The organism is Schinkia azotoformans (assembly GCF_035811335.1).
GTDB lineage: Bacteria > Bacillota > Bacilli > Bacillales > Bacillaceae_J > Schinkia > Schinkia azotoformans.
The window spans coordinates 153,885-180,308 of record NZ_JARSMD010000005.1 but is presented as its reverse complement, the minus strand read 5'-3'; the positions used below and the strand labels follow the sequence as shown (position 1 = coordinate 180,308).

The 26,424-nt window shown below is 39.7% G+C and carries 21 protein-coding genes, 19 tRNA genes and 1 rRNA gene; 34 read left to right on the top strand and 7 right to left on the bottom strand.

Annotated elements, in window-relative coordinates:
* The first annotated feature begins 255 nt into the window (after positions 1 to 255).
* The 30 genes from rrf to P9E47_RS03095 all read left to right on the top strand — a co-directional run bounded on the left by rrf (position 256) and on the right by P9E47_RS03095 (position 20,114).
* Positions 256 to 372, top strand: a 5S ribosomal RNA gene (gene rrf / locus P9E47_RS03240).
* 7 nt (positions 373 to 379) lie between these two features.
* Positions 380 to 455: transfer RNA gene (locus tag P9E47_RS03235), tRNA-Val, on the top strand.
* A gap of 12 nt (positions 456 to 467) precedes the next feature.
* Positions 468 to 543 (top strand) — tRNA-Thr (locus P9E47_RS03230).
* Positions 544 to 563: 20 nt separating this feature from the next.
* A tRNA-Lys gene (locus P9E47_RS03225) sits at positions 564 to 639 on the top strand.
* A gap of 9 nt (positions 640 to 648) precedes the next feature.
* A tRNA-Leu gene (locus P9E47_RS03220) sits at positions 649 to 732 on the top strand.
* A gap of 9 nt (positions 733 to 741) precedes the next feature.
* A tRNA-Gly gene (locus tag P9E47_RS03215) sits at positions 742 to 816 on the top strand.
* A 5-nt stretch (positions 817 to 821) separates the two neighbouring features.
* Positions 822 to 910, top strand: a tRNA-Leu gene (locus tag P9E47_RS03210).
* Between the two features lie 24 nt (positions 911 to 934).
* Positions 935 to 1,011, top strand: a tRNA-Arg gene (locus P9E47_RS03205).
* Positions 1,012 to 1,084: 73 nt separating this feature from the next.
* Positions 1,085 to 1,161: transfer RNA gene (locus tag P9E47_RS03200), tRNA-Pro, on the top strand.
* 19 nt (positions 1,162 to 1,180) lie between these two features.
* Positions 1,181 to 1,253: transfer RNA gene (locus tag P9E47_RS03195), tRNA-Ala, on the top strand.
* Positions 1,254 to 1,270: 17 nt separating this feature from the next.
* A tRNA-Met gene (locus P9E47_RS03190) sits at positions 1,271 to 1,344 on the top strand.
* Between the two features lie 39 nt (positions 1,345 to 1,383).
* Positions 1,384 to 1,460, top strand: a tRNA-Ile gene (locus P9E47_RS03185).
* A gap of 26 nt (positions 1,461 to 1,486) precedes the next feature.
* Positions 1,487 to 1,579: transfer RNA gene (locus P9E47_RS03180), tRNA-Ser, on the top strand.
* A gap of 6 nt (positions 1,580 to 1,585) precedes the next feature.
* Positions 1,586 to 1,661 (top strand) — tRNA-Phe (locus P9E47_RS03175).
* 43 nt (positions 1,662 to 1,704) lie between these two features.
* Positions 1,705 to 1,779, top strand: a tRNA-Gln gene (locus P9E47_RS03170).
* 7 nt (positions 1,780 to 1,786) lie between these two features.
* Positions 1,787 to 1,860: transfer RNA gene (locus P9E47_RS03165), tRNA-Gly, on the top strand.
* Positions 1,861 to 1,869: 9 nt separating this feature from the next.
* A tRNA-Ile gene (locus tag P9E47_RS03160) sits at positions 1,870 to 1,943 on the top strand.
* A 123-nt stretch (positions 1,944 to 2,066) separates the two neighbouring features.
* Positions 2,067 to 2,141: transfer RNA gene (locus P9E47_RS03155), tRNA-Asn, on the top strand.
* Between the two features lie 3 nt (positions 2,142 to 2,144).
* Positions 2,145 to 2,235, top strand: a tRNA-Ser gene (locus P9E47_RS03150).
* 18 nt (positions 2,236 to 2,253) lie between these two features.
* Positions 2,254 to 2,325: transfer RNA gene (locus tag P9E47_RS03145), tRNA-Glu, on the top strand.
* 278 nt (positions 2,326 to 2,603) lie between these two features.
* A complete protein-coding gene (gene addB, locus P9E47_RS03140; protein WP_326162588.1) occupies positions 2,604 to 6,173 on the top strand; it encodes a helicase-exonuclease AddAB subunit AddB in 3,570 nt (1,189 codons plus the stop codon).
* Positions 6,166 to 9,906: a helicase-exonuclease AddAB subunit AddA gene (gene addA / locus P9E47_RS03135; protein ID WP_326162586.1), complete on the top strand. Its 3,741-nt coding sequence runs from the start codon at positions 6,166 to 6,168 to the stop codon at positions 9,904 to 9,906. The genes addB and addA overlap by 8 nt, the downstream gene beginning before the upstream one ends.
* Before the next feature lie 258 nt (positions 9,907 to 10,164).
* Positions 10,165 to 11,886 (top strand): acetate--CoA ligase, encoded by a 1,722-nt coding sequence (gene acsA / locus P9E47_RS03130; protein ID WP_004431610.1) that lies wholly within the window; start codon positions 10,165 to 10,167, stop codon positions 11,884 to 11,886.
* A 221-nt stretch (positions 11,887 to 12,107) separates the two neighbouring features.
* Positions 12,108 to 12,878 carry an ABC transporter ATP-binding protein gene (locus P9E47_RS03125; protein WP_004431613.1) on the top strand — a complete coding sequence of 257 codons (771 nt, stop codon included), beginning with the start codon at positions 12,108 to 12,110 and terminating at the stop codon, positions 12,876 to 12,878.
* A gap of 13 nt (positions 12,879 to 12,891) precedes the next feature.
* Positions 12,892 to 14,805, top strand: coding sequence for an AMP-binding protein (locus tag P9E47_RS03120; protein WP_004431614.1), 1,914 nt, complete (start codon positions 12,892 to 12,894; stop codon positions 14,803 to 14,805).
* Positions 14,802 to 15,686: a branched-chain amino acid ABC transporter permease gene (locus P9E47_RS03115; RefSeq protein WP_004431616.1), complete on the top strand. Its 885-nt coding sequence runs from the start codon at positions 14,802 to 14,804 to the stop codon at positions 15,684 to 15,686. The genes P9E47_RS03120 and P9E47_RS03115 overlap by 4 nt, the downstream gene beginning before the upstream one ends.
* Positions 15,687 to 15,689: 3 nt before the next feature.
* On the top strand, positions 15,690 to 16,751 hold the full coding sequence (locus tag P9E47_RS03110) for a branched-chain amino acid ABC transporter permease (RefSeq protein ID WP_326162584.1): 1,062 nt from the start codon (positions 15,690 to 15,692) through the stop codon (positions 16,749 to 16,751).
* 104 nt (positions 16,752 to 16,855) lie between these two features.
* A complete protein-coding gene (locus tag P9E47_RS03105; RefSeq protein WP_004431619.1) occupies positions 16,856 to 18,100 on the top strand; it encodes an ABC transporter substrate-binding protein in 1,245 nt (414 codons plus the stop codon).
* A 59-nt stretch (positions 18,101 to 18,159) separates the two neighbouring features.
* A complete protein-coding gene (locus tag P9E47_RS03100) occupies positions 18,160 to 18,948 on the top strand; it encodes an ABC transporter ATP-binding protein (RefSeq protein WP_004431621.1) in 789 nt (262 codons plus the stop codon).
* Positions 18,948 to 20,114 carry a phenylacetate--CoA ligase family protein gene (locus P9E47_RS03095; RefSeq protein ID WP_004431624.1) on the top strand — a complete coding sequence of 389 codons (1,167 nt, stop codon included), beginning with the start codon at positions 18,948 to 18,950 and terminating at the stop codon, positions 20,112 to 20,114. The genes P9E47_RS03100 and P9E47_RS03095 overlap by 1 nt, the downstream gene beginning before the upstream one ends.
* A 70-nt stretch (positions 20,115 to 20,184) precedes the next feature.
* On the opposite strand, the gene P9E47_RS03090 is transcribed toward P9E47_RS03095, so the two are convergent.
* From P9E47_RS03090 to P9E47_RS03065, 6 genes are all read right to left on the bottom strand, one after another.
* A complete protein-coding gene (locus P9E47_RS03090; protein WP_004431627.1) occupies positions 20,185 to 20,403 on the bottom strand; it encodes a spore germination protein in 219 nt (72 codons plus the stop codon).
* A gap of 82 nt (positions 20,404 to 20,485) precedes the next feature.
* Positions 20,486 to 20,911, bottom strand: a complete 426-nt coding sequence (locus P9E47_RS03085) for a spore germination protein GerPE (protein ID WP_004431629.1) — start codon at positions 20,909 to 20,911, stop codon at positions 20,486 to 20,488.
* A gap of 22 nt (positions 20,912 to 20,933) precedes the next feature.
* Complete coding sequence (locus P9E47_RS03080) at positions 20,934 to 21,113, bottom strand: spore gernimation protein GerPD (RefSeq protein WP_035195799.1); 180 nt, start codon at positions 21,111 to 21,113, stop codon at positions 20,934 to 20,936.
* Between the two features lie 2 nt (positions 21,114 to 21,115).
* Positions 21,116 to 21,745 (bottom strand): spore germination protein GerPC, encoded by a 630-nt coding sequence (gerPC, locus tag P9E47_RS03075; RefSeq protein ID WP_004431632.1) that lies wholly within the window; start codon positions 21,743 to 21,745, stop codon positions 21,116 to 21,118.
* Positions 21,746 to 21,810: 65 nt separating this feature from the next.
* The gene (locus P9E47_RS03070; RefSeq protein WP_004431633.1) at positions 21,811 to 21,999 is read right to left on the bottom strand and encodes a spore germination protein GerPB; all 189 of its coding nucleotides are present in this window, start codon (positions 21,997 to 21,999) and stop codon (positions 21,811 to 21,813) included.
* A gap of 23 nt (positions 22,000 to 22,022) precedes the next feature.
* Positions 22,023 to 22,244 carry a spore germination protein gene (locus P9E47_RS03065; RefSeq protein ID WP_004431635.1) on the bottom strand — a complete coding sequence of 74 codons (222 nt, stop codon included), beginning with the start codon at positions 22,242 to 22,244 and terminating at the stop codon, positions 22,023 to 22,025.
* Positions 22,245 to 22,416: 172 nt separating this feature from the next.
* Here P9E47_RS03065 and P9E47_RS03060 point away from each other — a divergent pair, with 172 nt between their 5' ends.
* The 3 genes from P9E47_RS03060 to P9E47_RS03050 all read left to right on the top strand — a co-directional run bounded on the left by P9E47_RS03060 (position 22,417) and on the right by P9E47_RS03050 (position 25,402).
* Positions 22,417 to 24,018: a long-chain-fatty-acid--CoA ligase gene (locus tag P9E47_RS03060; protein ID WP_004431637.1), complete on the top strand. Its 1,602-nt coding sequence runs from the start codon at positions 22,417 to 22,419 to the stop codon at positions 24,016 to 24,018.
* Positions 24,019 to 24,168: 150 nt separating this feature from the next.
* A complete protein-coding gene (locus tag P9E47_RS03055) occupies positions 24,169 to 24,957 on the top strand; it encodes an SDR family oxidoreductase (protein ID WP_004431638.1) in 789 nt (262 codons plus the stop codon).
* 88 nt (positions 24,958 to 25,045) lie between these two features.
* Entirely contained in the window at positions 25,046 to 25,402 is a 357-nt protein-coding gene (locus P9E47_RS03050; protein WP_004431640.1) for a YisL family protein, read from the top strand.
* A 29-nt stretch (positions 25,403 to 25,431) separates the two neighbouring features.
* On the opposite strand, the gene P9E47_RS03045 is transcribed toward P9E47_RS03050, so the two are convergent.
* Positions 25,432 to 25,995: a DUF2777 family protein gene (locus P9E47_RS03045; protein WP_004431642.1), complete on the bottom strand. Its 564-nt coding sequence runs from the start codon at positions 25,993 to 25,995 to the stop codon at positions 25,432 to 25,434.
* A gap of 193 nt (positions 25,996 to 26,188) precedes the next feature.
* On the opposite strand from P9E47_RS03045, the gene P9E47_RS03040 reads away from it, so the two are divergent.
* Positions 26,189 to 26,392, top strand: a complete 204-nt coding sequence (locus P9E47_RS03040; RefSeq protein ID WP_004431643.1) for a DUF1657 domain-containing protein — start codon at positions 26,189 to 26,191, stop codon at positions 26,390 to 26,392.
* Positions 26,393 to 26,424: the final 32 nt, after the last annotated feature.

Genomic DNA, 26,424 nt, shown 5'->3' with positions numbered 1-26,424 from the left:
TAGATAGGTCTGAGGTGGAAGTGTAGCGATACGTGGAGCTGACAGATACTAATCGATCGAGGACTTAACCAAATAGAAAAGCAGAAGCGACCATTTAGCGAAGTTTACTATTCGCTGGGAGCTGTAGCTGGACATAGTGAATATGAATGCCGATTATCTAGTTTTGAGGGAGCAAACCTCAAAAGATAAAGTACAAAAAGTACTTGCAAAGACAAGTTTAAAGAGATATAATTCTTTTTGTCTTAATAAAAATTGTTTGGTGACGATAGCGAAGAGGTCACACCCGTTCCCATTCCGAACACGGAAGTTAAGCTCTTCAGCGCCGATGGTAGTTGGGGGCTGTCCCCCTGTGAGAGTAGGACGTTGCCAAGCGAATAACGGAGGATTAGCTCAGCTGGGAGAGCACCTGCCTTACAAGCAGGGGGTCGGCGGTTCGATCCCGTCATCCTCCACCATAATACTAATATGCCGGCTTAGCTCAATTGGTAGAGCAACTGACTTGTAATCAGTAGGTTGAGGGTTCAAGTCCTTTAGCCGGCACCACTTTAAATCTAATTTAGTACGAGCCATTAGCTCAGTCGGTAGAGCATCTGACTTTTAATCAGAGGGTCGCAGGTTCGAATCCTGCATGGCTCACCATTTGAATACGCGGGTGTGGCGGAATTGGCAGACGCACCAGACTTAGGATCTGGCGCCTTTGGCGTGGGGGTTCGACTCCCTTCACCCGCACCATTTAAATATGCGGAAGTAGTTCAGTGGTAGAACACCACCTTGCCAAGGTGGGGGTCGCGGGTTCGAATCCCGTCTTCCGCTCCAAAAGTGCCGGGGTGGCGGAACTGGCAGACGCACAGGACTTAAAATCCTGCGGTAGGTGACTACCGTACCGGTTCGATTCCGGTCCTCGGCACCATTTTAAAATTAAGTTAGATTTAATGCGCCCGTAGCTCAATTGGATAGAGCGTCTGACTACGGATCAGAAGGTTATGGGTTCGACTCCTGTCGGGCGCGCCATTTTAAAGGATCTTCCATTAAGGGCCGTCACTTCCTGTGACGAACATGGAAGCCAGAACATCCTATTCAAGTCCGGGAAGTAGCTCAGCTTGGTAGAGCACTTGGTTTGGGACCAAGGGGTCGCAGGTTCGAATCCTGTCTTCCCGACCATTAAAATGATATGTTTTCTGGGGGCTTAGCTCAGCTGGGAGAGCGCCTGCCTTGCACGCAGGAGGTCAGCGGTTCGATCCCGCTAGTCTCCACTTTATAAACTTAATATGGCGGTGTAGCTCAGCTGGCTAGAGCGTACGGTTCATACCCGTAAGGTCGGGGGTTCGATCCCCTCCGCCGCTACTTTAGTTTTACAATTGAATTAGGATAGAACTTAGAAAGGGACCTTTAGCTCAGCTGGTTAGAGCAGACGGCTCATAACCGTCCGGTCGTAGGTTCGAGTCCTACAAGGTCCACCATTTATAGTGAATAGGTTTTAAATTACGGAGGAATACCCAAGTCCGGCTGAAGGGATCGGTCTTGAAAACCGACAGGCGGGTTAAACCGCGCGGGGGTTCGAATCCCTCTTCCTCCGCCATAATATGGCTCGATAGCTCAGTCGGTAGAGCAGAGGACTGAAAATCCTCGTGTCGGCAGTTCGATTCTGTCTCGAGCCACCATTTATTACTAAGATGTCCAGTATTAATCATGATGTTAATTCAATGGGCTATAGCCAAGCGGTAAGGCAACGGACTTTGACTCCGTCATTCACTGGTTCGAATCCAGTTAGCCCAGCCATTTTTATGCGGGTGTAGTTTAATGGTAAAACTTCAGCCTTCCAAGCTGATGTCGTGGGTTCGATTCCCATCACCCGCTCCATAATATTATGGGCCTGTAGCTCAGCTGGTTAGAGCGCACGCCTGATAAGCGTGAGGTCGATGGTTCAAGTCCATTCAGGCCCATTAAACGTTATTCAGTACTGAATAATGTTTAAGCCTCCGGCGGATGCCTCAGATTTTCAGAGGAAATTATTGAGCTTGCTCGATAAAATCTGGGTACAAATACGCCAAGGTGTATTTGATTTTTCCACAGTAGCTCAGTGGTAGAGCTATCGGCTGTTAACCGATCGGTCGCAGGTTCGAATCCTGCCTGTGGAGCCAAATGGAGAAGTACTCAAGTGGCTGAAGAGGCGCCCCTGCTAAGGGTGTAGGTCGGGTAACCGGCGCGAGGGTTCAAATCCCTCCTTCTCCGCCATTTGTAATTATATAATCTGGCCCGTTGGTCAAGCGGTTAAGACACCGCCCTTTCACGGCGGTAACACGGGTTCGAATCCCGTACGGGTCATAGAAAAAGATCAAGAGATAAATCTTGATCTTTTTGTTTTTTATAAATGTTGATTTTAGAAAATGATTCCCACCCAAGGCTCCAAACCACAACACCGGGAATCAAAGCATGTGAATCAGCCCGATTCTCTCATTCCCATTCAGAATTCCCTTCACTTCACAACTCCAATTATTTTTTCAGTCATTCCCATAATGGTATAATAATTTACAGCATAACCATTCATCAGAATTCATGAATCAATCAACATTCATTCAATTTAGCAAGTAGGGGGGATAATTATGTCATCGTTACGATTTGTCCTAGGACGTTCGGGGAGCGGAAAATCAACCTTTTTATTAAACGAGGTTATCGATAAACTAGAGCAAGACCCGTTAGGCTCACCAATCATCTATCTAGTACCCGACCAAATGACCTTTCAAATAGAATATCAATTAATAAATACACCAGGATTACATGGTATGATCCGTTCGCAAGTGTTTAGTTTTACGCGCTTAGCTTGGAGGATATTACAAGAAACGGAAGGCTTTAGCCGCTTTCATCTTAATAGTGTCGGCCTACATATGCTTCTTCGGAAAATTGTAGAGCACCGCAAGGATGAACTGAAGGTGTTTACAAGAGCTGCCGATCAAAACGGTTTTATCAAACAGCTTGAAGAAATGATCGCAGAATTTAAGCGGTATTGTATTACTCCGGAACTCCTTCAAGAAAAAAGTGTGGAGCTTTCTCACACAGATAATAGTAATTCCAATAAAGAAATATTAGCTAATAAACTTAATGACTTTCAGTTAATTTATCATGATTATGAAAGTCATTTATTGGTGCATTATGTGGATTCCGAGGATTACCTTCGCCTTTTAGCTGAAAAGATATCAAAGTCCGAGGAACTAAAAGGCGCAGACGTGTACATTGATGGATTCCATAGTTTTACACCGCAGGAATTGGAGGTTCTTAGCGAGTTGTTAAAGCAGTGTAACAGTGTTACCGTTGCTCTTACACTTGACCCAACTGATCTTCATCAGGATATCGATGATTTAAATTTATATCGAATGACAGTTAGTACATACTTTAGCATCTTAAATGCTGCTAAGGAGAACAACATAGGGCTTGAAAAACCTGTGCTTTTGAATGAGCCGTTCAGGTTTATAAAATCACCAGCACTGCATCATCTTGAACAGCATTACGACAGCCGTCCAAGTGTTAAGTTTTCTGATAAAGCCGCAACAACTGATAAAACAACCAATGCAAACAAGACTGACAAACCAACAGAAAATCTAGCGATTAACATCAATGCCGCTGTCAACCGCCGCGCTGAGGTCGAAAGTGTTGCTCGAGAAATTTTGCATATAGTAAAAACTAAAAACTACCGTTGGCGTGATTTCGCTATTTTATTAAGAGACAGCCACTCCTACCATGATCTTTTAAAAACTGTTTTTGAGGATTACCATATTCCATTGTTTTTAGATCAAAAACGATCAATGTTAAATCATCCGCTCATTGAATTTATCCGTTCATCGTTGGACGTAATTCAAGGTGGATGGCGCTACGAACCTATCTTTCGATGTGTCAAAACGGATGTACTGTTTCCGTTTGACAGTAATAGAGACCGAATCCGTGAAGATATGGATCAGTTTGAAAATTATGTGTTGGCTTACGGGATTCAGGGGAAGCGTTGGACTGATAAAAAGCCATGGGAATATAGACGTTTCCAAGCGGTTGAGGGCCAAAGTATCCCTAAAACAGATAAAGAAAAAGATTACGAGAAAAAAATCAATAAGTTACGCAGCTTAATCACAGAACCTTTCCTTGCATTCGAGAAGAATTCAAAAAAAGCTAAAACTGGCCGTGATTATTGTGAGGCACTTTATTACTTTTTAGAAGGATTACAAATTCCGGATAAAGTGAATCGACTTTGCATTGAGGCCGAGGAAGCTGGCAACTTAACCGAATCAAGAGATCATAGTCAAGTATGGCAATCTGTCCTTGAGCTTCTAGACCAAATGGCATCCTTAATGGGGGAGGAAGAGCTTTCCTTCGATCTTTTCCGTAAAATGATACATTCCGGCTTGGAAAGTATGCATTTTGCGACGGTACCACCGGCCATGGATCAAGTGTTGGTTGGAGATATGGAACGCTCCCGTTTTTCAAATATAAAATGTACATTCATTCTTGGGGTGAATGATGGCGTCATTCCATTAAAACCCGTAGAAGAGGGAGTTGTAACCGAAGAAGAAAGAGAGTTTTTAGCAAGTACCGGCTTCACATTAGCACCCGGAAGTAAGCAGCAGCTCTTGGATGAACAATTTTTAATTTATCTTGCTTTAACGAGTGCTTCAGAGTTACTGTATTTAAGCTATCCAATGGCTGATGATGAAGGGAAATCTCTTGTTCCATCAATTTTATTTAATCGTCTTAAAGACCTTTTCCCGGCATTAAAAGAAAACCTCATCTTAAACGAGCCGAATGAGGAAGCACCGGAGCAGCAGCTGAACTATATAACAAATCCTAAAAAGACGATGTCCTATTTGTCACTTCAGCTGCAAAATTGGAAAAGGGGTTATCCTGTTCATGAATTATGGTGGGACGTTTATAACTGGATCTCTGAACAAGAAAAGTGGGAAAATTACGGTAAAAAGGTGTTAGGAAGTTTATTTTTCATTAACACTACCAAAAAACTTCCTGAGGATATTAGTCGTGAATTATATGGTGAGGAAATAAAAGCAAGTGTGTCACGAATGGAGCTTTTCCAGTCCTGTCCATATTCCCAATTTATTTCGTATGGGCTGCGTTTAGAAGAGCGGCAAATTTTCCGGCTTGAAGCACCGGATATCGGACAGTTATTCCATGCAGCTTTAAAATTGATTACGGATATCATTCAACAAAATGATTTGAATTGGTCGAACCTTACGAGAAAACAATGCGAGCAGCTAGCCTTTGAGGCGGTAGAACGGTTGGCTCCAAACATTCAAAAAGAAATATTGCTGAGTTCAAATCGCTTTCATTACATTAAAAGAAAGCTGCAGCAGGTCGTTGGACGGGCCTCCATCGTATTAAGTGAGCATGCCAAAATAAGTGGTTTTGAACCGATCGGTCTTGAGTTGTCTTTCGGACCAAAGGGGCCGTTATCACCGCTCCGGTTTACATTGAAAAATGGCTGCACAATGGAGGTTGTTGGCAGAATTGACCGAGTTGATAAATCTGCCGGCGAAAATGGCGTTTACCTCCGAGTGATTGATTACAAGTCAAGCCAAAAAGCTTTGAATCTGACAGAGGTTTATTATGGGCTTGCCTTACAAATGCTGACCTATCTTGATGTTGTGATCACTAATTCAAAGCAGTGGATTGGTACAGAAGCCTCTCCGGCTGGAGTACTATATTTCCATGTTCATAATCCAATGCTTAATAAGTCTACTATTCCAACATTTGAAGAGATTGAAAAAGAAATCTATAAACGATTTAAAATGAAAGGTTTGCTTGTTGCTGACCAAGAATCGATCCGTCTTATGGACCGATCACTTGAGACAGGCTATTCGGATGTTATTCCAGTTGCTTTGAAAAAAGACGGTGGCTTTTATAGCAATTCCTCCGTTGCTAGCGGGAAGGATTTTGACCATATTAGGAGCTTTGTCCGTACAAAAATTCGAGACATTGGCACAGCGATCACAGATGGAGTTATTGATATTGAACCGTATAAAATGAAAAATCACACCCCATGTGCATTTTGTTCCTATAAATCGATATGTCAATTTGACCGTTCATTCCAAGAGAACAAATATAATATTTTAATTCCTGAAAAAAATGAAGATATCTTAGAAAAAATTCGTATGGAGGGAGGAAAAGACCTTGAATAATGAACTTAAAAAACCAGAAAACAGCACATGGACGGACGACCAATGGCGGGCAATCGCCACAAGCGGGAAGGATATACTCGTTGCGGCGGCAGCTGGGTCAGGTAAAACAGCGGTCTTGGTTGAACGAATTATTAAAAAAATCACGTCCGTCAATAACCCTGTTGATGTCGATCGCTTATTAGTCGTTACGTTTACGAATGCAGCTGCAGCTGAAATGAGAAAAAGAATTGGCGAAGCGTTGGAAAAAGAAATTGCTAAATCTCCTTCCTCTCTCCATTTGCGCAGACAATTGACACTATTAAACCGAGCATCCATTTCGACGCTCCATTCATTCTGTCTCAACGTATTGCGAAAATATTATTACTATATTGATTTGGATCCTGGCTTTCGTATTGCAGATGAAACAGAAGCAGAACTGTTGATGGAAGAAGTAATGGAGGAGCTTTTTGAGGAGCAATATAGTTTAGAAAACAATGAGTGTTTCTATGATTTAGTTGATCGATACAGTGATGACCGTAGTGATATAGAATTGCAGCTCTTAATTAGAAAATTATACGATTTCTCCCGTTCCTATCCATGGCCTACTGAATGGTTGGAGCAAATCGTTCAGGCCTATGATATTGATGATATAAGTGAGATTGATGAATTATCATGGATGAAGGATCTAAGAGAGGATATCAAAATTCAACTGCAAGGATGTAGGGAGCTCCTAAATCGTGCTTTGGAAATAACGAAACAGCCCGGAGGACCTGCTCCCTATGCTGATAATATCAATCTTAACCAACAACTAATCCAAGACCTTCTATTCGCAAGTGAACAGTCATGGCAAAACATTTATGAAGTCATGCAAACAGCGTCTTTTGGTAAACTTAAGCCTTGTAAAGGTGATGAATATTTAAAAACCATGCAGGAAAATGTGAAGGGTCTTCGCGAAAAAGCAAAGGATCAATTTGAAAAAATAAAAGACGAGCTTTTCAGCCGCAAACCTGAGTATTTTCTTAAGGATATTCAGGAGATGAAACCGGTTGTTGAAACATTAATTGAGCTCGTTAAAGAATTTTCAAATCGCTATGAAATAGTAAAAAAAGAAAAAGGAATTGTCGACTTTGCAGATTTAGAGCATTTTTGTTTGCAAATTTTGAAGAACGAAATGTCAACGGCTGGCGGGCTTGTACCCTCCGAGGTAGCCGAAAGCTACAGAGATTTATTTCAAGAGGTGCTGGTGGATGAATACCAGGATACAAACTTAGTTCAGGAAACAATTATTAAATTAGTGTCCTGCTCTAATAATTTATTTATGGTAGGCGATGTGAAGCAGTCGATTTATCGTTTCCGGTTAGCAGAACCACATCTATTTCTGACAAAATATAGATTGTTCCAAAAAGAAGATTCTGAAGAATGCGCAGGAATTCGGATTGATTTGTCAAAAAACTTCCGTAGCCGTGCTGAAGTATTAGCGGGAACGAATTTTATTTTTAAGCAGATCATGAATAAAACTGTTGGAGAAATTGAGTACGATGATGATGCGGAGCTAAAGCTAGGGAATCTGAATTACCCTGAATCCGAAGAGACAAAAGCCGAACTTCTCTTGATCGATCGGAAAGACAAGTCAACTGAGAAAGAGGTAAATGACGACGGGGATGATGAGGACGAATCAATCTCAGCGGATATAGTAGAATTGGAAACTGTTCAATTAGAGGCGAGGGTTATAGGTTTAAAAATAAAAGAATTAATAGAAAAGCCTTATAAAGTGACAGATAAAAGCGGGAACGAGCGAAACGTAACGTATCGTGATATTGTCATTCTATTACGGTCGATGCCATGGGCGGAAACGATTATGGAAGAATTTAAGGAGCTTGGAATTCCGGTATATGCCGAGCTTTCTACTGGCTATTTTGAAGCAACAGAAGTTACGGTGATGCTTTCCCTTTTAAAGATAATCGATAATCCGTATCAGGATATCCCATTAGCCGCTGTCCTCCGTTCACCGATTGTCGGCTTAACGGAAGAACAGCTGGCAATGATTCGAATTCACGATAAAAATAATGGTTTTTTTGAGAGTGTAAAAAGCTATATCAGATCTGGTGCCAATCATGAATTAGCCGGAAAACTAGATTTATTTTACAAAGAATTAAAGGCATGGAGAACAAGAGCAAGGCAAGGGGCTTTATCTGAATTGATTTGGCAGTTATACAGGGATACAGGGTATTTTGATTATGTTGGTGGTCTAGCTGGTGGAAAACAGCGTCAAGCTAACTTACGGGCTCTTTATGATCGGTCAAAGCAATATGAGGAAACGTCTTTCCGTGGCTTATTCCGTTTCTTGAGATTTATAGAACGTATGCAGGACCGCGGGGAAGATTTAGGAACGGCTAGAGCTCTTGGAGAGCAAGAGGATGTCGTCCGGATGATGACGATTCATAAAAGTAAAGGTTTGGAGTTTCCAATTGTTTTCGTAGCGGGTCTTGGCCGACAATTTAATATGCAGGATCTACGAAAAAAAGTGCTGTTGCATAAAGAACTCGGATTTGGCTCTAAGCTTGTTAATCCCAAGCTTCGTATTACATATCCAACGCTGCCTCTTCTTGCGATGAAACGACGGCTGCAAATGGAGCTGTTAGCTGAAGAAATGCGTGTTCTCTACGTTGCCCTGACAAGAGCAAAAGAAAAAATCTACCTTGTCGGCACTGTAAAGGATATGGAGAAAACGATGGATAAGTGGAATAGTGAAATAGACGAGGACGAATGGTTATTACCGGATTATGTGCGGGCAAAAGCAAAATGTTATTTAGACTGGATTGGACCAGCCTTAATCCGTCACCCGGATTGTACCGTATTAAGCGCCAAAGAATATGCCAACGAAATTTCTTCTCATTCTTCTAAATGGGAGGTCAATGTTCTAAATGCCGAAAACTTTCCTAAGGATTCAAGTGAATCTGTGAAACAAAATTTAGAATTACTAAGCGATATTGAAAATTGGCGGGCTGTCCCAATCGAAAGCGCAATGAAAAATGATGTTTATCATCAACTTTCATGGAACTATCCATTTATGCAAGCACAAATCAAACGCTCGAAGCAATCCGTATCTGAGATAAAATCTAGAAAACAAGTGACCGATGCGTATGCGGATACAGCATTAATCCAAAGGTTCCGGGCCCCATTACAGGACCGCCCAAAGTTTTTACAGCAGAAATCGTTAACGGCCGCTGAAAAAGGAACGGCAATGCATATGGTGATGCAGCATATTGATTTACGTGCAGATATCACACCTGAATCGCTGGCTAATTTACTAGCATCGATGGTGATTAAGGAGCTATTAACTGAAGAACAAAGTACAGTAATTGAAATAGACAGTATCATTCAGTTTTTTGAAACTCCGTTAGGACAACGATTAGTAAAGGCCGATAAGGTTCGTCGTGAAGTACCTTTTAGCTTGGCACTTCCTGCGAAAGATGCCTATCCTGATTGGGCGGAGGAGGATACTGCCCATGTTTTAGTTCAAGGGGTTATGGATTGCGTTTTTAAAGATGATAATGGAGTCGTGCTAATCGATTATAAAACCGATACAATTACCGGCCGTTTTAAAAACGAGGAAATTGCCAAGAAAACATTGGAAGAACGCTATCGTTTGCAAATTGATTTATACGCAAAGGCACTTCAGGACATTTGGAAGCTGCCATCTGTCGAAAAATATCTATTTTTGTTTGATGGAAGCCTTTTGATTGAAATGTAGATGTTATATAACAATTTACTAAAAACTCGTATTACAGTTGGTTGCATTTACCAAGTAATACGAGTTTTTTATTTAGCGAATTCTGTCTAATGGTGTAAATATTTTATTTCAACCTAAAATAAGCTGCTTGAAAGCGTATTATTCTTTTGTAAGAAATTTATAAAATTTTGTGAACATTTTAAAGAATATTTAAAGTTTTGTCGATATGTGGTAGTGTTATATAACAAGAGAAAATCTTATTATTGGGGGTCAGGGGATATGACAACGAACGCAATGACAAATGAAGTACTATTGATTGATGAAACAGCAAATCTAAAAAATTATGATGAAGCAGTTGCCAATTTTGACTGGAAAGAGATTGAGAAGACGTTTACTTGGTACCAAACAGGAAAGGTTAACATGGTTTACGAAGCAATCGACCGTCACGTAAACAATGGAAAAGCGGATCAAACTGCCTTGTTTTTTACAGATGGTGTCCGTGATGAAGCCTATACTTATCAGGATATCCAAAAGCTTTCAAGTCAATTTGCGAACGGATTGCGTTCATATGGTGTGGAAAAAGGGGATCGCGTCTTTATTTTCATGCCTCGTACACCGGAATTGTATATTTCGCTTTTAGGAATTATTCGTATGGGGGCGATCGCAGGTCCGTTGTTTGAAGCGTTTATGGAGGAAGCTGTAAAAGACCGTTTGAGTGATAGTGGAGCGGTAGCAGTTGTAACAACACCTGCCTTACTAGAACGGATTCCAGTTGATGAACTACCTGAATTAAAACATGTCATTTTAGTAGGCGGAGAAGAGACAACAGCTGATAATCAAGTTTTATATCAAGATTTAATGAGCAAGTCTGATGAATATACAATTGAATGGGTAGACCGTGAAACGGGTATGCTGCTTCATTATACGTCAGGATCTACGGGAAAACCAAAAGGGGTTCTTCAAGTACATGATGCCATGATTCATCAATACCTAGCAGGAAAATGGACGTATGACCTTCGCGAGGGCGATGTATATTGGTGTACAGCTGACCCAGGCTGGGTAACTGGAACTTCAGCAGGTATGTGGTCACCTTGGTTAAATGGTGTAACCGCTGTTCTCCGTGGCGGACGTTTTAAAGCTGAAGAGTGGTTCCAAACGCTAGAAAAGTATGGTGTAAATGTTTGGTTCAGTGCACCAACAGCTTTACGAATGATCATGGCAGCAGGAAATGAGCTTCCTAAGAAATATGATTTATCAAAGCTGCGCCATATCCTTTCAGCTGGCGAACCATTAAATCCTGAAGTTGTTCGTTGGGGATTAGAGGTATTAAATCATCGGATTCATGACAACTGGTGGATGACTGAAACTGGTTCTTGTATTTGTGCGAACTTCCGTTGTAACCCAATTCGCCCTGGTTCAATGGGCAAGCCGCTTCCAGGCATTACACTTTCCATCGTTGATGACCAAGGAAATGAATTACCGGCAAACAGAATGGGCAACTTGGCGATTAAACCAAAATGGCCGGCAATGGTACGAGCTATTTGGAATAACCAAGAGAAGTATGATCAATATTTTGAAACTGGCTGGTTTGTAACTGGTGACTCTGCTTACAAGGATGAAGATGGCTACTTCTGGTTTGAAGGCCGTGTGGACGATGTTATCAATACATCTGGTGAGCGTGTTGGACCATTTGAGGTTGAGAGCAAGCTTGTAGAACATCCGGCTGTTGCTGAGGCAGGAGTAATTGGTGTCCCTGACCCAGTTCGCGGTGAAGTAATTAAAGCATTCATTACACTTCGTGAAGGTTTCGTTGATAGTGATGAATTAAAAGAAGAAATTCGTTCATTTGTTAAAACACGTTTAGCTGCACATGCCGCACCAAGAATGATTGAGGTTCGTGAAACAATTCCTAAGACAAGATCAGGAAAAATCATGCGCCGTGTCCTAAAGGCATGGGAGCTTGGTCTACCAACAGGCGACCTATCAACAATGGAAGACTAATATAAAAATAAAGTGAGGCTACTCCTTATGGGGTAGCCTCATTTTTTTTACTATACAACTTGTACACTTATTTTGTTAAATCAATCATTAATTAAAAAATCTTTGCATAAAACATAATATGTTGTAAGAAAATTATAAATTTTCGTTGTATTCTAACTAAAACGATGTTATCATCAATTGGTAAACGCTTTCAATTCTGTTATATAATAGGAGGGGGAAAATTGGGAGTTCTAGAAATAAAAGACGTAACATTACGGTTTGGGGGCGTACTTGCCCTTGATCACGTTAGTTATGTTGTAAACAAAGGGGAAATCTTTTCATTAATAGGACCTAACGGGGCTGGGAAAACAAGTATGCTGAATTGTATCAGCGGCTTATACCATCCGACTGAGGGGTCGGTCATTTTTAATGGGGAAAAAATCAATCACTTAAAGCCTCACAAAAGAGCGGCCCTTGGTTTTGCCAGGGCGTTTCAAAATATTGAGCTGTTCCCACATTTATCTGTATTGGATAATTTAATGCTTGGAAGGCATGTCAGAATGAAAACTGGACTCTTGGCAAGCGGGTTTTATTGGGGAAAGGCACAGCGTGAGGAAGTAGAGCACCGCAGGAAAGTAGAGGATGTTATCGATTTTTTAGAGATAGAAGATATTCGAAACATACCGGTAGGGACACTTTCCTATGGTCTGCAAAAACGGGTTGAAATGGGCCGAGCCCTAGCGCTGGAACCGGAGTTATTGTTGTTAGATGAACCAATGGCAGGTATGAATACGGAAGAAAAGGAAGACATGGCTCGTTATATCATTGACATACATGAAGAGATGAAAACTACGATCATCTTAATAGAGCACGATATGGGTGTCGTAATGGATTTATCAGATCATATTGCAGTACTTGATTTTGGAAAGCTAATTGCCTATGGAACTCCAACTGAAGTTCAGAATAATCCTAAAGTGATAGAAGCCTATCTTGGTGAAGAGAAAGTAGGATAAGGGGGGAGATTGAATGATAAATCTGACATTTCCTCAGGCTCTAGTAGAAAGGGCAAGGAAAGAAGGGGCAAAAGTTGCTTTACGTGAAAAAGACTTTGGTATTTGGAATGAATACACGTACTTGAACTATCTTGAGCAGGTGAAGCAATTTGCACTGGGCCTTTCAGAATTAGGTTTAAGAAGAGGCGATAAGTTGGCTATTATTGGCGACAATCGGCCAGAGTGGGTCATAAGTGAAATAGCCACGCAAAGCTTAGGCGGGGTCTCGGTTGGAATCTATCAAGAGTCACTCCCGAACGAAATCAGCTATATTATCGATAATTCTGATGCCTGTATTGTTGTTGTGGAAGATCAAGAGCAGGTTGATAAGTTATTAGAAATCAAGCAAGAAATTCCAAAGGTTAGATGGATTATCTATTATGATGATCGTGGAATGAGAGATTACAATGATCCTAATCTATTATTTTTTAAAGATGTCCAATCTATTGGTAAAAAGGTAAACGAAATAGATCCCAAACTATTTGAACAAGAGCTTGAAAAGGGAAAATATGAGGATGTTGCAATCTTATCCTATACGTCCGGAACAACAGGAAATCCAAAAGGAACGATGCTAACCTATCAAAATTTATTTGATATGGCAAAAAATCTTTCAAGTATTGATCCATTGGAAGGAAATGATCAATATCTTTCGTTTCTCCCGCTGGCATGGATCGGGGAACAAATGATGTCAATAGCACTTGGACTTTATAACGGTCTAACCATAAACTTTCCAGAAGAACCTTCAACTGTTTTACAAAATATTAGGGAAATTGGCCCTCATGTCATGTTTTCGCCTCCAAGAATTTATGAAGATATGCTTTCAAGATTTCAAGTGAAAATTCAAGATGCAAGCTGGCTCAAACGCAAAATATATGAATGGTGTAAGCCTATTGGTGAGAGAGTGGCCGATGCCCATTTAAACAATAAAACTATAAGCACCGGAACGAAAATAATGTATAATCTCGCGGACTATCTAATGTTTAGTGCAATTCGGGATCATTTAGGGTTATTAAGAATAAAGCGTGCCTATACAGGTGGTGCTCCGCTTGGTCCGGACGTATTCCGCTTTTTCCATAGTATCGGTGTAAATGTAAAGAGCATTTATGGACAAACTGAGGTTTCCGGTATTTCTATCGTTCATCGTGACGGTGATATAAAAATAGACAGCGTCGGTGTTGCTTTACCAGGCACAATGGTGAAGATTTCTGAAGAAGGAGAAATACTAATTAAAAGTACTAGTGTTTGTAAAGGCTACTATAAAAATGAACAGTCGACAAAAGAAACAATTGAAGACGGTTGGTTGCGTACTGGAGATGCAGGCAGTCTGGATGAAAGTGGTCATCTGTACATCATTGACCGGGTAAAAGATGTAATCCGCCTGCAAACAGGAGAAATGTTCTCACCGCAATTTATCGAGAATAAATTAAAGTTTAGTCAATATATTAAAGAGGCTGTTGCGATTGGACGTGGAAGACCATATGTTGTTGCGATGATCAATATTGATATGGAAAATGTCGGCCGCTGGGCAGAGAAAAACCAGATTACGTATACAACGTACACGGATCTATCATCAAAGGAAGCGGTCCTTGACCTCATTCAGGAACAGGTGAATGAAGTGAACAAAGCCTTACCTGAAAAAGCTCGAGTCAAGAAATTTGTTCTCCTTTACAAAGAATTAGATGCAGATGATGAGGAATTGACTCGTACCAAGAAGGTGCGCCGCCAATTTGTCGCTAAAAAATATGAGGATCTCATCGAAGGGTTGTATTCAGAGAATGAAAAAATTGATGTTCAAGGATTAATTAAATATCGGGATGGAAAACAACAAACCATTCGTACAACCTTACAGGTCATCTCATTATGGGAAGAAGAGGTGGGGATTGCATGACGTTCTTTCTGCAAATGCTAGTGACGGGAATTGTTATTGGCAGTGTTTATGCCTTGGTTGCACTAGGATTTGTCTTAATCTACAAATCTAGTGATGCGATCAATTTTGCTCAAGGGGAGTTTTTGCTTGTTGGTACATATGTGTGTTTGACACTCGTATCAAGCTATCATATCCCATTTATTCCAGCACTGATCATTACCCTTCTATTTAGTGCAGTACTAGGGTTGGTCATCGAGCGGATTGTCTTAAGGCCTTTCATAGGGGAGCCGGTTATTTCCTTAATCATGGCAACTATTGGTTTATCAAGCGTTTTGTTAGGGATTGTTCATATTATCTGGGGTCATGAAACGAAAGTATTTCCTAGCATTTTTTCCGAAACACCTGTAAAACTTGGCAGTGTTGTAGTAGCACCTGTTTATTTATGGTCGCTTGCGATTGTTATTGTCATGCTTTTACTATTCACCCTATTTTTCAAATATTCTAAGATGGGGATTGCGATGCGGGCAACAGCAGATGATCAACAAGCAGCAATGTCCATGGGGATCAGCGTTAAGGTTATCTTTGCCTGTGCATGGGCGATAGCTGCCATCGTATCAGCAGTTGGCGGGGTTTTAATCGGGAATATTAATGGGGTAAACTCTTCCCTCGCTTTTATTGGCTTAAAAGTACTTCCGGTAGCAATTCTTGGTGGTCTTGATAGTATCCCTGGAGCCATTATCGGTGGAGTTATCATTGGCGTAGTTGAAAGTATGACAGGTGGTTATCTTGATCCTCTAGTAGGTGGGGGATTGAAAGAAGTCATGCCATTTATCATCCTTGTACTCATTTTAATGTTTAAGCCATATGGATTATTTGGCAAAAAAGAAATAGAGAGGGTGTAAGAATTGAGAAACCCATTTGTCATGGACTGTGGTGAATTCCATGTGAACTATAAGCAAGATATGGCGATTTGGAAAATATCGCGGGTGCGGATGCGTATTTTGGCCATTGTTATTCTGTTCGCGATTTTTCCGTTATTTGCTTCCGACTATATTGTTGGTCTGGCGACACTATGTGGGATAGCAGCAATCGGTGCGATTGGACTTAATATTTTAACGGGCTTTACAGGCCAGATTTCGATTGGTGTGGGTGCCTTTCTTGGGGTTGGTGGTTATACATCTGCGATTTTGACTACTAAGATTGGCTTAAGCTTTTGGGTTGCGATGCCGGTTGCAGGAGTCATTACGGCCTTGATAGGTGCCCTATTTGGAATCCCATCACTCCGTTTAAAAGGACTTTATCTGGCGATTGCAACACTCGCGGCACAGGTCATCATCTTGTTTGTCATTTCCAGATGGGATTCCTTAACAGGGGGTACAGCGGGTCTTGTCTTAAACCGGCCGGAAATTGGCAGTTTCTCTTTTTATAGTGAAACGAGCTACTATTATTTAATGTTTGTAATCTTAGTAGCTACTGTTCTATTTTCACTTAATTTGTTTAGGTCAAGGGTTGGACGCGCTTTTATAGCCGTACGTGACCGCGATGTGGCTGCTGAGGTTATTGGCATTGATTTATTCAAATATAAAGTGCTGGCGTTTTTCGTTAGCTCCTTTTTCGTAGGAATTGCTGGAGCCTTATTAGGCCATTACATGATGGTGGTTAGCCCGGAACTATATAGTACAACTGTTTCAATTGAATATTTAGCGATGATTTTAGTTGGGGGTCTTGGCAGTGTATTTGGTTCCATTTATGGAGCAGTCTTTATTACACTCCTACCGGTTGTCCTTCGTTCTGTGATTGAGGTGTTTAGTGGTATTTTTCCAGATTTAGCTGACGTCTTAAATGGTCTAAAGGAAGTTGTTTTCGGTTTGGTGATTATTATTTTCTTAATTTACGAGCCACAAGGATTGGCGAAAATATGGCAGAACATTAAGGATTATTTTAAATTGTGGCCATTTTCGTATTGATTGATTTTTCTTAAAACGGGGGTAACCGATAAGTGGAAAATACAAAAAAACGCTTATCGTTATTTCAATAGCATAGTAATTTTTTAGAAAAAAGGGGGAGCAGTATGAAGAAGTTTTGGTCGCTTGTTTTGATGGCAGTATTGGCAATTGGAATGTTAGTTGGATGTTCAGGTGGGGGGCAGAAAGCATCTCAAACGGCAGCAACCAACAAAAATGAAGGGGAAGCAAAGTCCGAGGAAACAGCAATATCCGCGGAAGAAATAAAAGGAACAATCAAGGTTGGAGGCCTTTTTGATTTAACCGGTGGAACTGGTGACGTTGGAACCCCATATGCAGAAGGGGAGAAAGCCTATTTTGAATACTTAGCAACACAGGGTCCTGTAAATGGCTACAAATTAGAATTAATTGGGGATGATTATGCATACAAAATTCCTGAAGCAACAAAGCTTTATCAAAAATTAAAATCTAAAGATCAAGTAGCTGCGATTCTTGGCTGGGGTACTGGAGATACAGAGGCACTACGTCAACTAGTGGCTGCTGATAAGCTTCCATTTATTTCAGCTTCCTATTCTGAGAATCTAAAAAATATGGATGAGAGCCCATACAATTTTTTATCAGCTGCGTCCTACTCTGACCAAGCTCGCTCAGCGTTAAAGTGGATTAAGGATAATCACACTGCAGGAACACCAACAGTAGCCTTACTTTATAATGATACAGCCTTTGGTAAGTCTCCAATTCAAGATGCTAAAGATTTTGCTGCAGAAATTGGGATAGAAGTTGTTGATGAACAAATCGTTGACCTGAAAGCGTTAGATGCAACACCTCAATTACTAAATATGCAAAAGAAAAATCCAGATTATGCAATTATCCAAGAAACTTGGGGCGCAACAGCAACAATTCTGAAAGATGCTAAAAAGCTAGGTATTACTACACAGTTTATTGGCTTAAACTGGGCAACAGGTGAAGGCTTGCTACCTATCACAGGTGACGCTGCTGAAGGCTTTATCGGAGTTGTAACCCATGCATTCCCTTATGAAGATCTTCCAGGTTTAGCAGAAATTAAAACTTTCCTTGAAAGTAAAGGCGAAAAACTTGAAGACAAGAACCAAAAATTCGTTCAAGGATGGGTTGCTGCAAAAATCATGGTTGAAGGTATCAGACTTGCAGACGATCCAACTACTGGTGAAGGAATTCGCGCTGGGTTAGAAAAAATCAATAACTTGGATTTACAAGGTCTGGCAGCACCAGTAACATTCTCTGCTGATAATCACGCTGGAACAAATCAAATCCGCCTTGCTCAAGTAAAAGACGGAAAGTTTGAAGTAATCACAGATTACATTGGCCATTAATACAAAAAATGAGGGTGTTTCTAATGGGAACACCCTTCTTTTAAGATGGGAGGTTAAATATGCTCACTCTAAATAACGTTGAAGTTATGTACGATAAAGTCATTCTTGTTCTTAAAGGGATGTCAATGGTCATTCCTGAAGGAAAGATCGTTGCCTTATTAGGAAGTAATGGTGCAGGAAAAACTACAACTCTTAAAGCTATTTCCGGCTTATTAAAAAGTGAACGTGGAGAAGTTACCGACGGGCAAATTAATTTAAGCGGAGAAAGAATTGATGAAAATAGTGCCGAAACGATTGTTAAAAAAGGGATCTTTCAATGTATGGAAGGGCGGCGTGTTTTTAAACATTTAACTGTTGAAGATAATTTAATTGCTGGTGCCCATACAAGGAAGGACAGAAAAAATTTAAAAGAAGATATTAAAAAGGTGTATCATTATTTTCCAAAGCTTGAAATGTTAAAGCACGCCCAAGCAGGCTATCTTTCTGGTGGAGAGCAACAGATGCTTGCGATCGGTAGAGGACTGATGGCGAAGCCAAAGCTCCTTCTATTAGATGAGCCATCCCTTGGGATCGCACCTTTACTAGTTAAAGAGATTTTCAGTATCATTAAACAAATTAATAAAGAGGAAGGTACCACTATTCTTGTGGTGGAACAAAATGCGAATATCGCCCTTTCGATTGCGGACTATGGCTATATTATGGAAAACGGCAGAATTGTATTGGATGGTCCTGTTGACAAGCTTCTATCCAATGAAGATGTACGAGAATTTTACCTTGGTTTAAGTGATAAAGGCAGAAAAAGTTATCGTGATTTAAAGTCATATAAACGGAGAAAGCGGTGGTTGTAATGATCGAATTACAAAATATTATTCAACATGCCTATAAAAATTCGGACGACTTTAGAAATCGTATGATTGCAGCTAATTTAGAGCCACGAGACATAGAGGCAAGGGAAGACCTTTGTAAACTCCCCGTCTTAAAAAAAGAGGACTTGCCGACCCTTCAAAAGGAATTCTCCCCATTCGGCGGAATGACAACAATGGAAGCATCGAAAATGGTGAGAATCTTTATGTCACCGGGTCCCATTTATGATCCCCAATCGATTGAGGGTGATAATTGGAGATTCTCTGAAGCTTTAGAAGCTGCAAACTTTAACGAAAATGATATTGTTCAAAATACATTTTCCTACCATTTATCACCGGCAGGTTTTATGTTTGATGGTGCCCTACGGAGATTAGGTGCTACCGTTATTCCCGCTGGAACAGGAAACACGGAACTGCAAATTCAGGTTATGAAGGACTTAGGAGTAACCGGATATGTCGGGACTCCTAGTTTTTTAACAATATTATTAGATGCCGCAGAGGAAAAAGGGTGGAATGTTGGGGATGAATTGAAGCTTTCAAAGGCTTTTTTTACAGCAGAAATGGTCACTGCTGAAATAAAGCAAAGATGTGACAAGCTAAATATTTGCGCATATGAAGGATATGGTACAGCTGATTGCGGATTAATTGCCTATCAAGATAAACAGGGCCCAGGATTAAAGCTAACCGAAACCGCATTAGTTCAGTTATGTGATCCATTGACAGGGAAAGAGTTGCCACAGGATGGGGGAGAAGGAGAAGTAGTCGTAACATTATTTGATGAAATATATCCGCTCATAAGATTTGGTACTGGGGACCTATCACGTTGGGTGAAAGGTTTTGAAGGACAAAGATTAGAAGGTGTATTAGGCAGAGTAAGTGATGGGGTAAAGGTAAAAGGAATGTTTGTCCGTGAAAAGCAACTAACGAATACCATTCAAGAATTAGGCTTTCAAACTTATCAAGCTATCGTTTCAAGGGAAAACAATCAAGATCAGATTGAGATCATGATAGAAACTGCTGAATTGATCAATGACCAAATTGTTGCGAAAATTAAAGATATAATACGTGTAACACCTATTGTTAAAGTTCTTCCCAAAGGCTCCTTAAAACCTGATTCAAAGAAATTAATTGATACTCGAAAGTGGAACTAGGTAGGGAAGCAAACAGATGAAGATAGCGAAAAAAGAGTGAAAATCATAAAAGGTTATGATTATTCACTCTTTATCCATTTTGTGCATTAGGTTGATCTGCAGCATCAGGGTCAAATGTATTCGTCGCACTTACCCCATTATTAGTCACGTTTAAATTTCCTGTGTTACTTCCACCAGATCCGGAATACAATTTGGAAACATTTTTTGGAGAAATATAAAAAGAATCACCGAAATGAACAACTCCACTTGCCGTGCCAATATTTATCGGTCCACCAATTACTGAAGGCATACTGAACACCCTTTTTAATACTAACTTAGTCCTATTATTAATGTATGGAAATTCTGAAAAAAGTGTTCGGGTATTTTGGTTATTAACTTCCAGATAATTGTTGTACCGCCTGCTGTGTCTGAGCTTCTTCCACTTCTTCTTCCTCGATATTTACTAATTGACGGATATGCTTAATTCTAGATTCTCCCTGAATAGTATTTGTGGATCCAATTTGAATGACACCCGAAACAGAAGCAGCTGTTATGTCTACTGAATGGACATATATTTTGGGCGATTCATTTATTGTATTTATCTGTATTTGTTCTGTAATAAGCGGTCTTGGTATCGGAGTAGTAAAAACCGGGTAATTAAAATGCCCTTCATTTCCAAAAAATATTTCTTGTTCCCGTTGGACGGCTAGTGCTAAAGAGTAAGGAAGAATTTGATTTGAATCTCCGACCTCAAGGATAGAACTGTAGGATAGAGTACGTAGTTTAAACTTATCAACAATGGAAAGTCTGTATTTCAATATATCACTTCCTAGTAACTTCCTAGCCAAGCGGATTTAATGGAACAAACGGGCCGATTATTAATGATTCTGGAGGTGTGTCAAAGGCTGATACCATTGAAATTGTATTGGTATCGCCTACAAGGAACACCGAAGAGGTGGAAACCCCGATGATTTTAATGTCACCGACACATACTTCACGATTTATTACGGTATAATTAATCATTAAAAACTCCCTCCCATTGGAATATGCTTAACAAAGGCATCGATGGCATTAACAATATCCTTTTTTACTGCTGATGATACAAATTGGAAGATTTCCTCCATACTGCCTTCACGTAAATGGTTTTGTGCTGCTTGATTTAAGTAATGATGAAGGCGCGCATCCAGCTGCCTTTCTATATCTTGCGTAATAAATGACCTGTGTGGACCGCCCAGGTTCATGTTATACTTTGCGGCGCATTCGTCAATAAACTGTTGACAATCTGTTGCCATGAACTGCCGGATATCTTGTTTAAGTGTTGGATAAAGATCTGGATGCTGCTGTAATATCGGTATATTTGAAGGTGGATTCTGGTTTACAGAAAAATTTTCGAATGCTTCAGGGTCAGCCATGCCTTGAGGAGATAACCCGATATTTAAAGTTCCTTCTAAACGTTCGATTTTTAATTGGTCAAACTTGTACTCAATTTTATCTATATTTGTAGTTCGATTTTCGCGTAATTGGTTAATGGTTTCCTTGAGAGTGGTTATTTCTTCTTTCAATTTTCTTATCTGTTCTTGTTGTGTCCGTAAATAGGTATCAACTTGGCTAAAGTAATGGTATAGATTGATTCCGCATTTATTTCCAAACATAAGCTTCACCTCTTTCTAATACATATCCTATGACTCGAGTCTGAATAGGTGAATGCCTATATTAATTATGGTGGGGCTAAAGGAACAAGTTTTGGTTTTACTGTAGGTGCCGGCTTCGTATAACCACCTGTATTAGCTAAATAGGAATGTGGTTTAATAATCCCGGCACTACCAATTTGAAGGACGGATGAATTTGATATACCGCCAATTTTAATATATTGTATGATAATGCTTTGATTCACGTAAAAATTCATATGTTAACCCCCTTTAATATTTTTTATAAATTAAAGGCCATCGGCTGATCAACCGCATCAGATTCATAAGTATTTGTGTTGCTATAATAATTTGTAAGTGTATTATAATCGCCTGTATTAAAAGACCCTGCACCAGAAAATGTTTTGGCGGATGCTTTTGGTGCAATTGTAAAGACGTCACCGATATTTATGACCGCACCTGTACCGATATTTACAACGTTAATTGCTCCTACAATAGCTGGCATAAAAACACCCTTTTAGTTTAATTACTTGTTATATCCTTATGACTTTTACCCAGATTGTGTTACAGAACAAAAAATTATAGGAAGTGGGCAAAATTTTTTAGGCATTTATTGGGTAATATATGCTATATTTGTGTTAGAATTTTCTAAAAAGTTCAACACAAGGGGGATTTTCATGTACGTACCAATGTTATTAAATGATTTTCTGGACCGCGCTGTTAAATTATACGGCTCTAAAAAAGCAGTTATTAATACAGACGGAAGAGAATACACTTATTCCGAGTTAAATGAAAGAGTGAATCAGTTATCACATGGGTTACAGTCATTAGGGGTACAAAAAGGGGATCGTGTTGCATATCTTGCTCCAAATACTTTAGAAATGCTAGAAGGATTTTACGGTGTTTTTCAAACTGGTGCAATCATGGTACCGCTTAACACACGTTTAACTCCGGAAGATTATCTATTTATACTGAACCATAGCGAAACCAAAATTTTAGTATGCGATCAGGAACTATATCATCAGATTGCTCCGATTCGTGAAAAGTTGCAAACAGTTGAAAGCGTTTTAATTCATTATGCTGATGAGACTTGTGAGGATATTAACTACGATCAATGGTTAAGCAGATTTTCTTCTAACCGTTTTGATCGTCCGGAAATGGACGAGCAGGATGTATGTAGTTTGTTGTACACAAGCGGAACAACAGGAAATCCTAAAGGAGTAATGTTAACACACCGTAACAATTACTTCCATGCATTATCTGTACAACATCATCTTCGTGTTTCCGACAAAGATACATTATTGCATATTTTGCCGATGTTCCACGTAAATGGATGGGGGTCTCCATTTTATTACACGGCAAATGGCGCAACACAAGTGATGTTAAGAAAGATTGTACCGGAAACGATTATGGATTTGGTTCAAAAGCATAAAGTTTCTGTTATGCATATGGCTCCAACGGTATTAAATGGATTGCTGCAATATTATGATCAAAAGAAACCAACGTTTGACCATGACGTTCGCATTGTAATTGCTGGGTCTGCGCCTGCACCAGCCTTCGTGACGAAAGTAGAAGAGGAAATCGGTTGGGAGTTTATTCAAGTATATGGCATGACAGAGTCATCACCACTTAGCTTGTTTTCACCAATCCGACCACATTTGGAAGATTTAACAAAAGAGCAAAAGTATCGCTTAAAAGCAAAAGCAGGAATTCAGATGATAGGTTGTGAAGTAAAGGTTGTCAATGACTTAGGTGATGAAGTGGCTTGGAATGGCCAAGAAATTGGCGAGGTCATTACACGAAGCAACAGTGTTATGAAAGGCTATTGGAAAAACGAACAAGCAACTATGGAAACGATCCAAGATGGTTGGCTGCATACAGGGGATATGGGAACAGTTGACGAATATGGAACAATTGAAATCGTTGACCGTAAAAAAGATATCATCATTAGCGGTGGAGAGAACATTTCTTCAATTGAAGTAGAGGGTGTGTTATATGAACATCCTAGTATATTAGAGGCCGCCGTTGTTGCCTTGCCGCACGAAAAATGGGGAGAAACTCCACATGCATTTGTAGTAGTAAAGGAAGGAGTAGCACTAACAGAAGAAGAGGTTATCCAATTCTCAAGAAGTAAACTTGCTCACTTTAAAGCTGTTACCGGTGTAACCTTTGTTGATGAGTTACCGAAAACGGCTTCTGGTAAAATTCAAAAAATCCATCTACGCAACCAAAAATGGGAAGAGAGCGGAAAATCGAAAGATGGCCGTTTTGTAAACTAATAAAAGATCAAACAGGAAGCAGGATGTAGTTCCATTTGCTTCCTGTTTGTTTTAATAGATCTTATTTTTTGACATTTTTTTTGAATAATATGAAAATACATATAAGGTTAAAAAAGATACATAATTGGGATGAATAGGGAGGTTATTGATTTGGATTTAGGATTGAATGGGAAAACAGCTTTAGTGATGGCGTCAAGTCGTGGATTAGGAAAGGCCATCGCTATGAAATTGTCTGAAGAAGGCGCAAATATTATGCTCGCAAGCCGAAGTGAGGATGCATTAAAGACAGCAGCGGAGGAAATTAGAAATAAAACAAATGGAAATGTTCATTATACAGTTTGTGATATTACGAATCCAACCTCAATAAAGGAAACTGTTCAAGCGGCAGTCGAGGCATTTGGTCCTGTAGACATTCTTGTGAATAATGCCGGTGGTCCTCCAGCTGGTGGATTTGACAACTTCGAAGATGATGCATGGCAAAAAGCTTTTGAATTGAATTTACTAAGCTTTGTACGAGCTACACGTGAAGTATTGCCGCATATGAGAAAACAAGGCGGCGGACGGATTTTAAATATTGCTTCTTCGTCGATTAAAGAGCCGATTGATGGACTGATCTTATCGAATACGTTTCGAAATGGTATTGCAGGTTTAGCGAAAAGCCTGGCAACCGAGTTAGGTAAAGATAAAATCTTAGTTAATACACTAGGACCTGGACGGATTGGAACTGACAGATTGACTGAACTGGATCAAATTGGTGCAAGTAAAGCAGGAATGACGCTTGAAGAAATAAGAGCATCAAAAGCAGTCTCCATTCCACTTGGTCGCTACGGACAACCGGAAGAGTTTGCCAACATTGCTGTGTTTCTATGTTCCGGGGCCAATTCATATGTAACAGGCCAGGCATTATTAGTAGATGGTGGTTTAATCCGAGCATTATAACAGACAATATTTTTTGAGTTTGAATCATCTACGTGTATAATGGAATTTGATTGTGAGTTATATAGAAAAGACTTGGAGGGGAAATAGATTGATTCATGCGCACGTCACAACTTGGTTTATAGCAATAATTTTATTGTTTGTAAGTTATTCTATGCAAAAAAAAGGGAAACAAAAACCAGCTAAAATTACAAAGATGATTTTACGTCTGTTTTATATATTGATTTTAGCTACTGGCGGACATTTATTTGGAATTTATGCTTCTAGTCTAGGTTCAGGTATATTTACGTCTGCTGTATTTTGGAAAGCTTTAGCGGGACTGTGGGTTATTGCTTCAATGGAGATGCTTTTAATGAAGCAAGCGAAAGGTAAATCTACCGAACTATTTTGGATTCAATTTGTTGTATCATTATTAATCGTGTTATTTTTCGGTTATGTTGTTTTATAAAAAAGCTGCCAATTCGGCAGCTTTTTTAATTATGATATAAATGAACCGATGATTCGTTTGCCGTCGCTTAATGCGAACTCAAACCGGTCCTCGATTTTATTGTCGGAATGTCTGGAAAAATAATGTTGAACAACACAAATTTGTTCTTCATTATCAAAGATTATGACGTTCATTCCCTCTTTAGCTTGTCTCATTTGCAGTAAATCGAGAAAATTATTGCAGAAAACACAATCATACAACGAGTAGGAAAGTGAGTTTAAGGTTTCTACAAAACTCATATATGATTCTTCTGAAAGTTCTTCAATCAGTTTTTTAAAGGAATGGGTTAGGTTTTTTTTATATCGAATACGGTCCCCATCTTTAAAATAATGAAAATCGTTTTCGATATAAAGAAGACTTTTATCAATGATAATCCCTTTCATCCATATTCCTTTTAAGAATACCTCAAGTTCCACGGACAATTCCCCAAGATCAAAGGCTTCCTCATTGATTTCATCGAAAAAAATCCATTCATCCCCGATTTGCTCTAGTGTGCCTTCGACAAAAGCTCTTTCTTGAAAAGGAATAACAGCAAGTTTTCTATGTAAGTTCAATTTAAATTACCCCTTTTATAACTTTTTACTATCGTTTCACACTTTTCGTAAAAAAATACAAAATTTCAGGGGGGATAGCTACTTATTTTCTGCTGGAAGCAAATTCCTAATTGCGACTTTGTATAACATGTCGGTTTTAACTGATACTACAATTGTAAAATTTTAAAAACTTATTTTTTCGGGAGGTAGAAATATGACTGTATCAACACAGGTAAAACAAACTTTAGCCGGATTAAAAGGTGCACAAGCGAACTTTGAAACATTTGCCCTTCAAACGGAGAATAAAACTGCAAAACAAATGTATCAAAATGCTGCCCAACAAACCCAGCAAATTATCGACTCTTTGAGTGCCCGTGTTCAAGAAATTCAAAATGAGGAACCACAATATAACAGCTAACGTAACTTTCGAAAACACTGTAATTAAGGGGC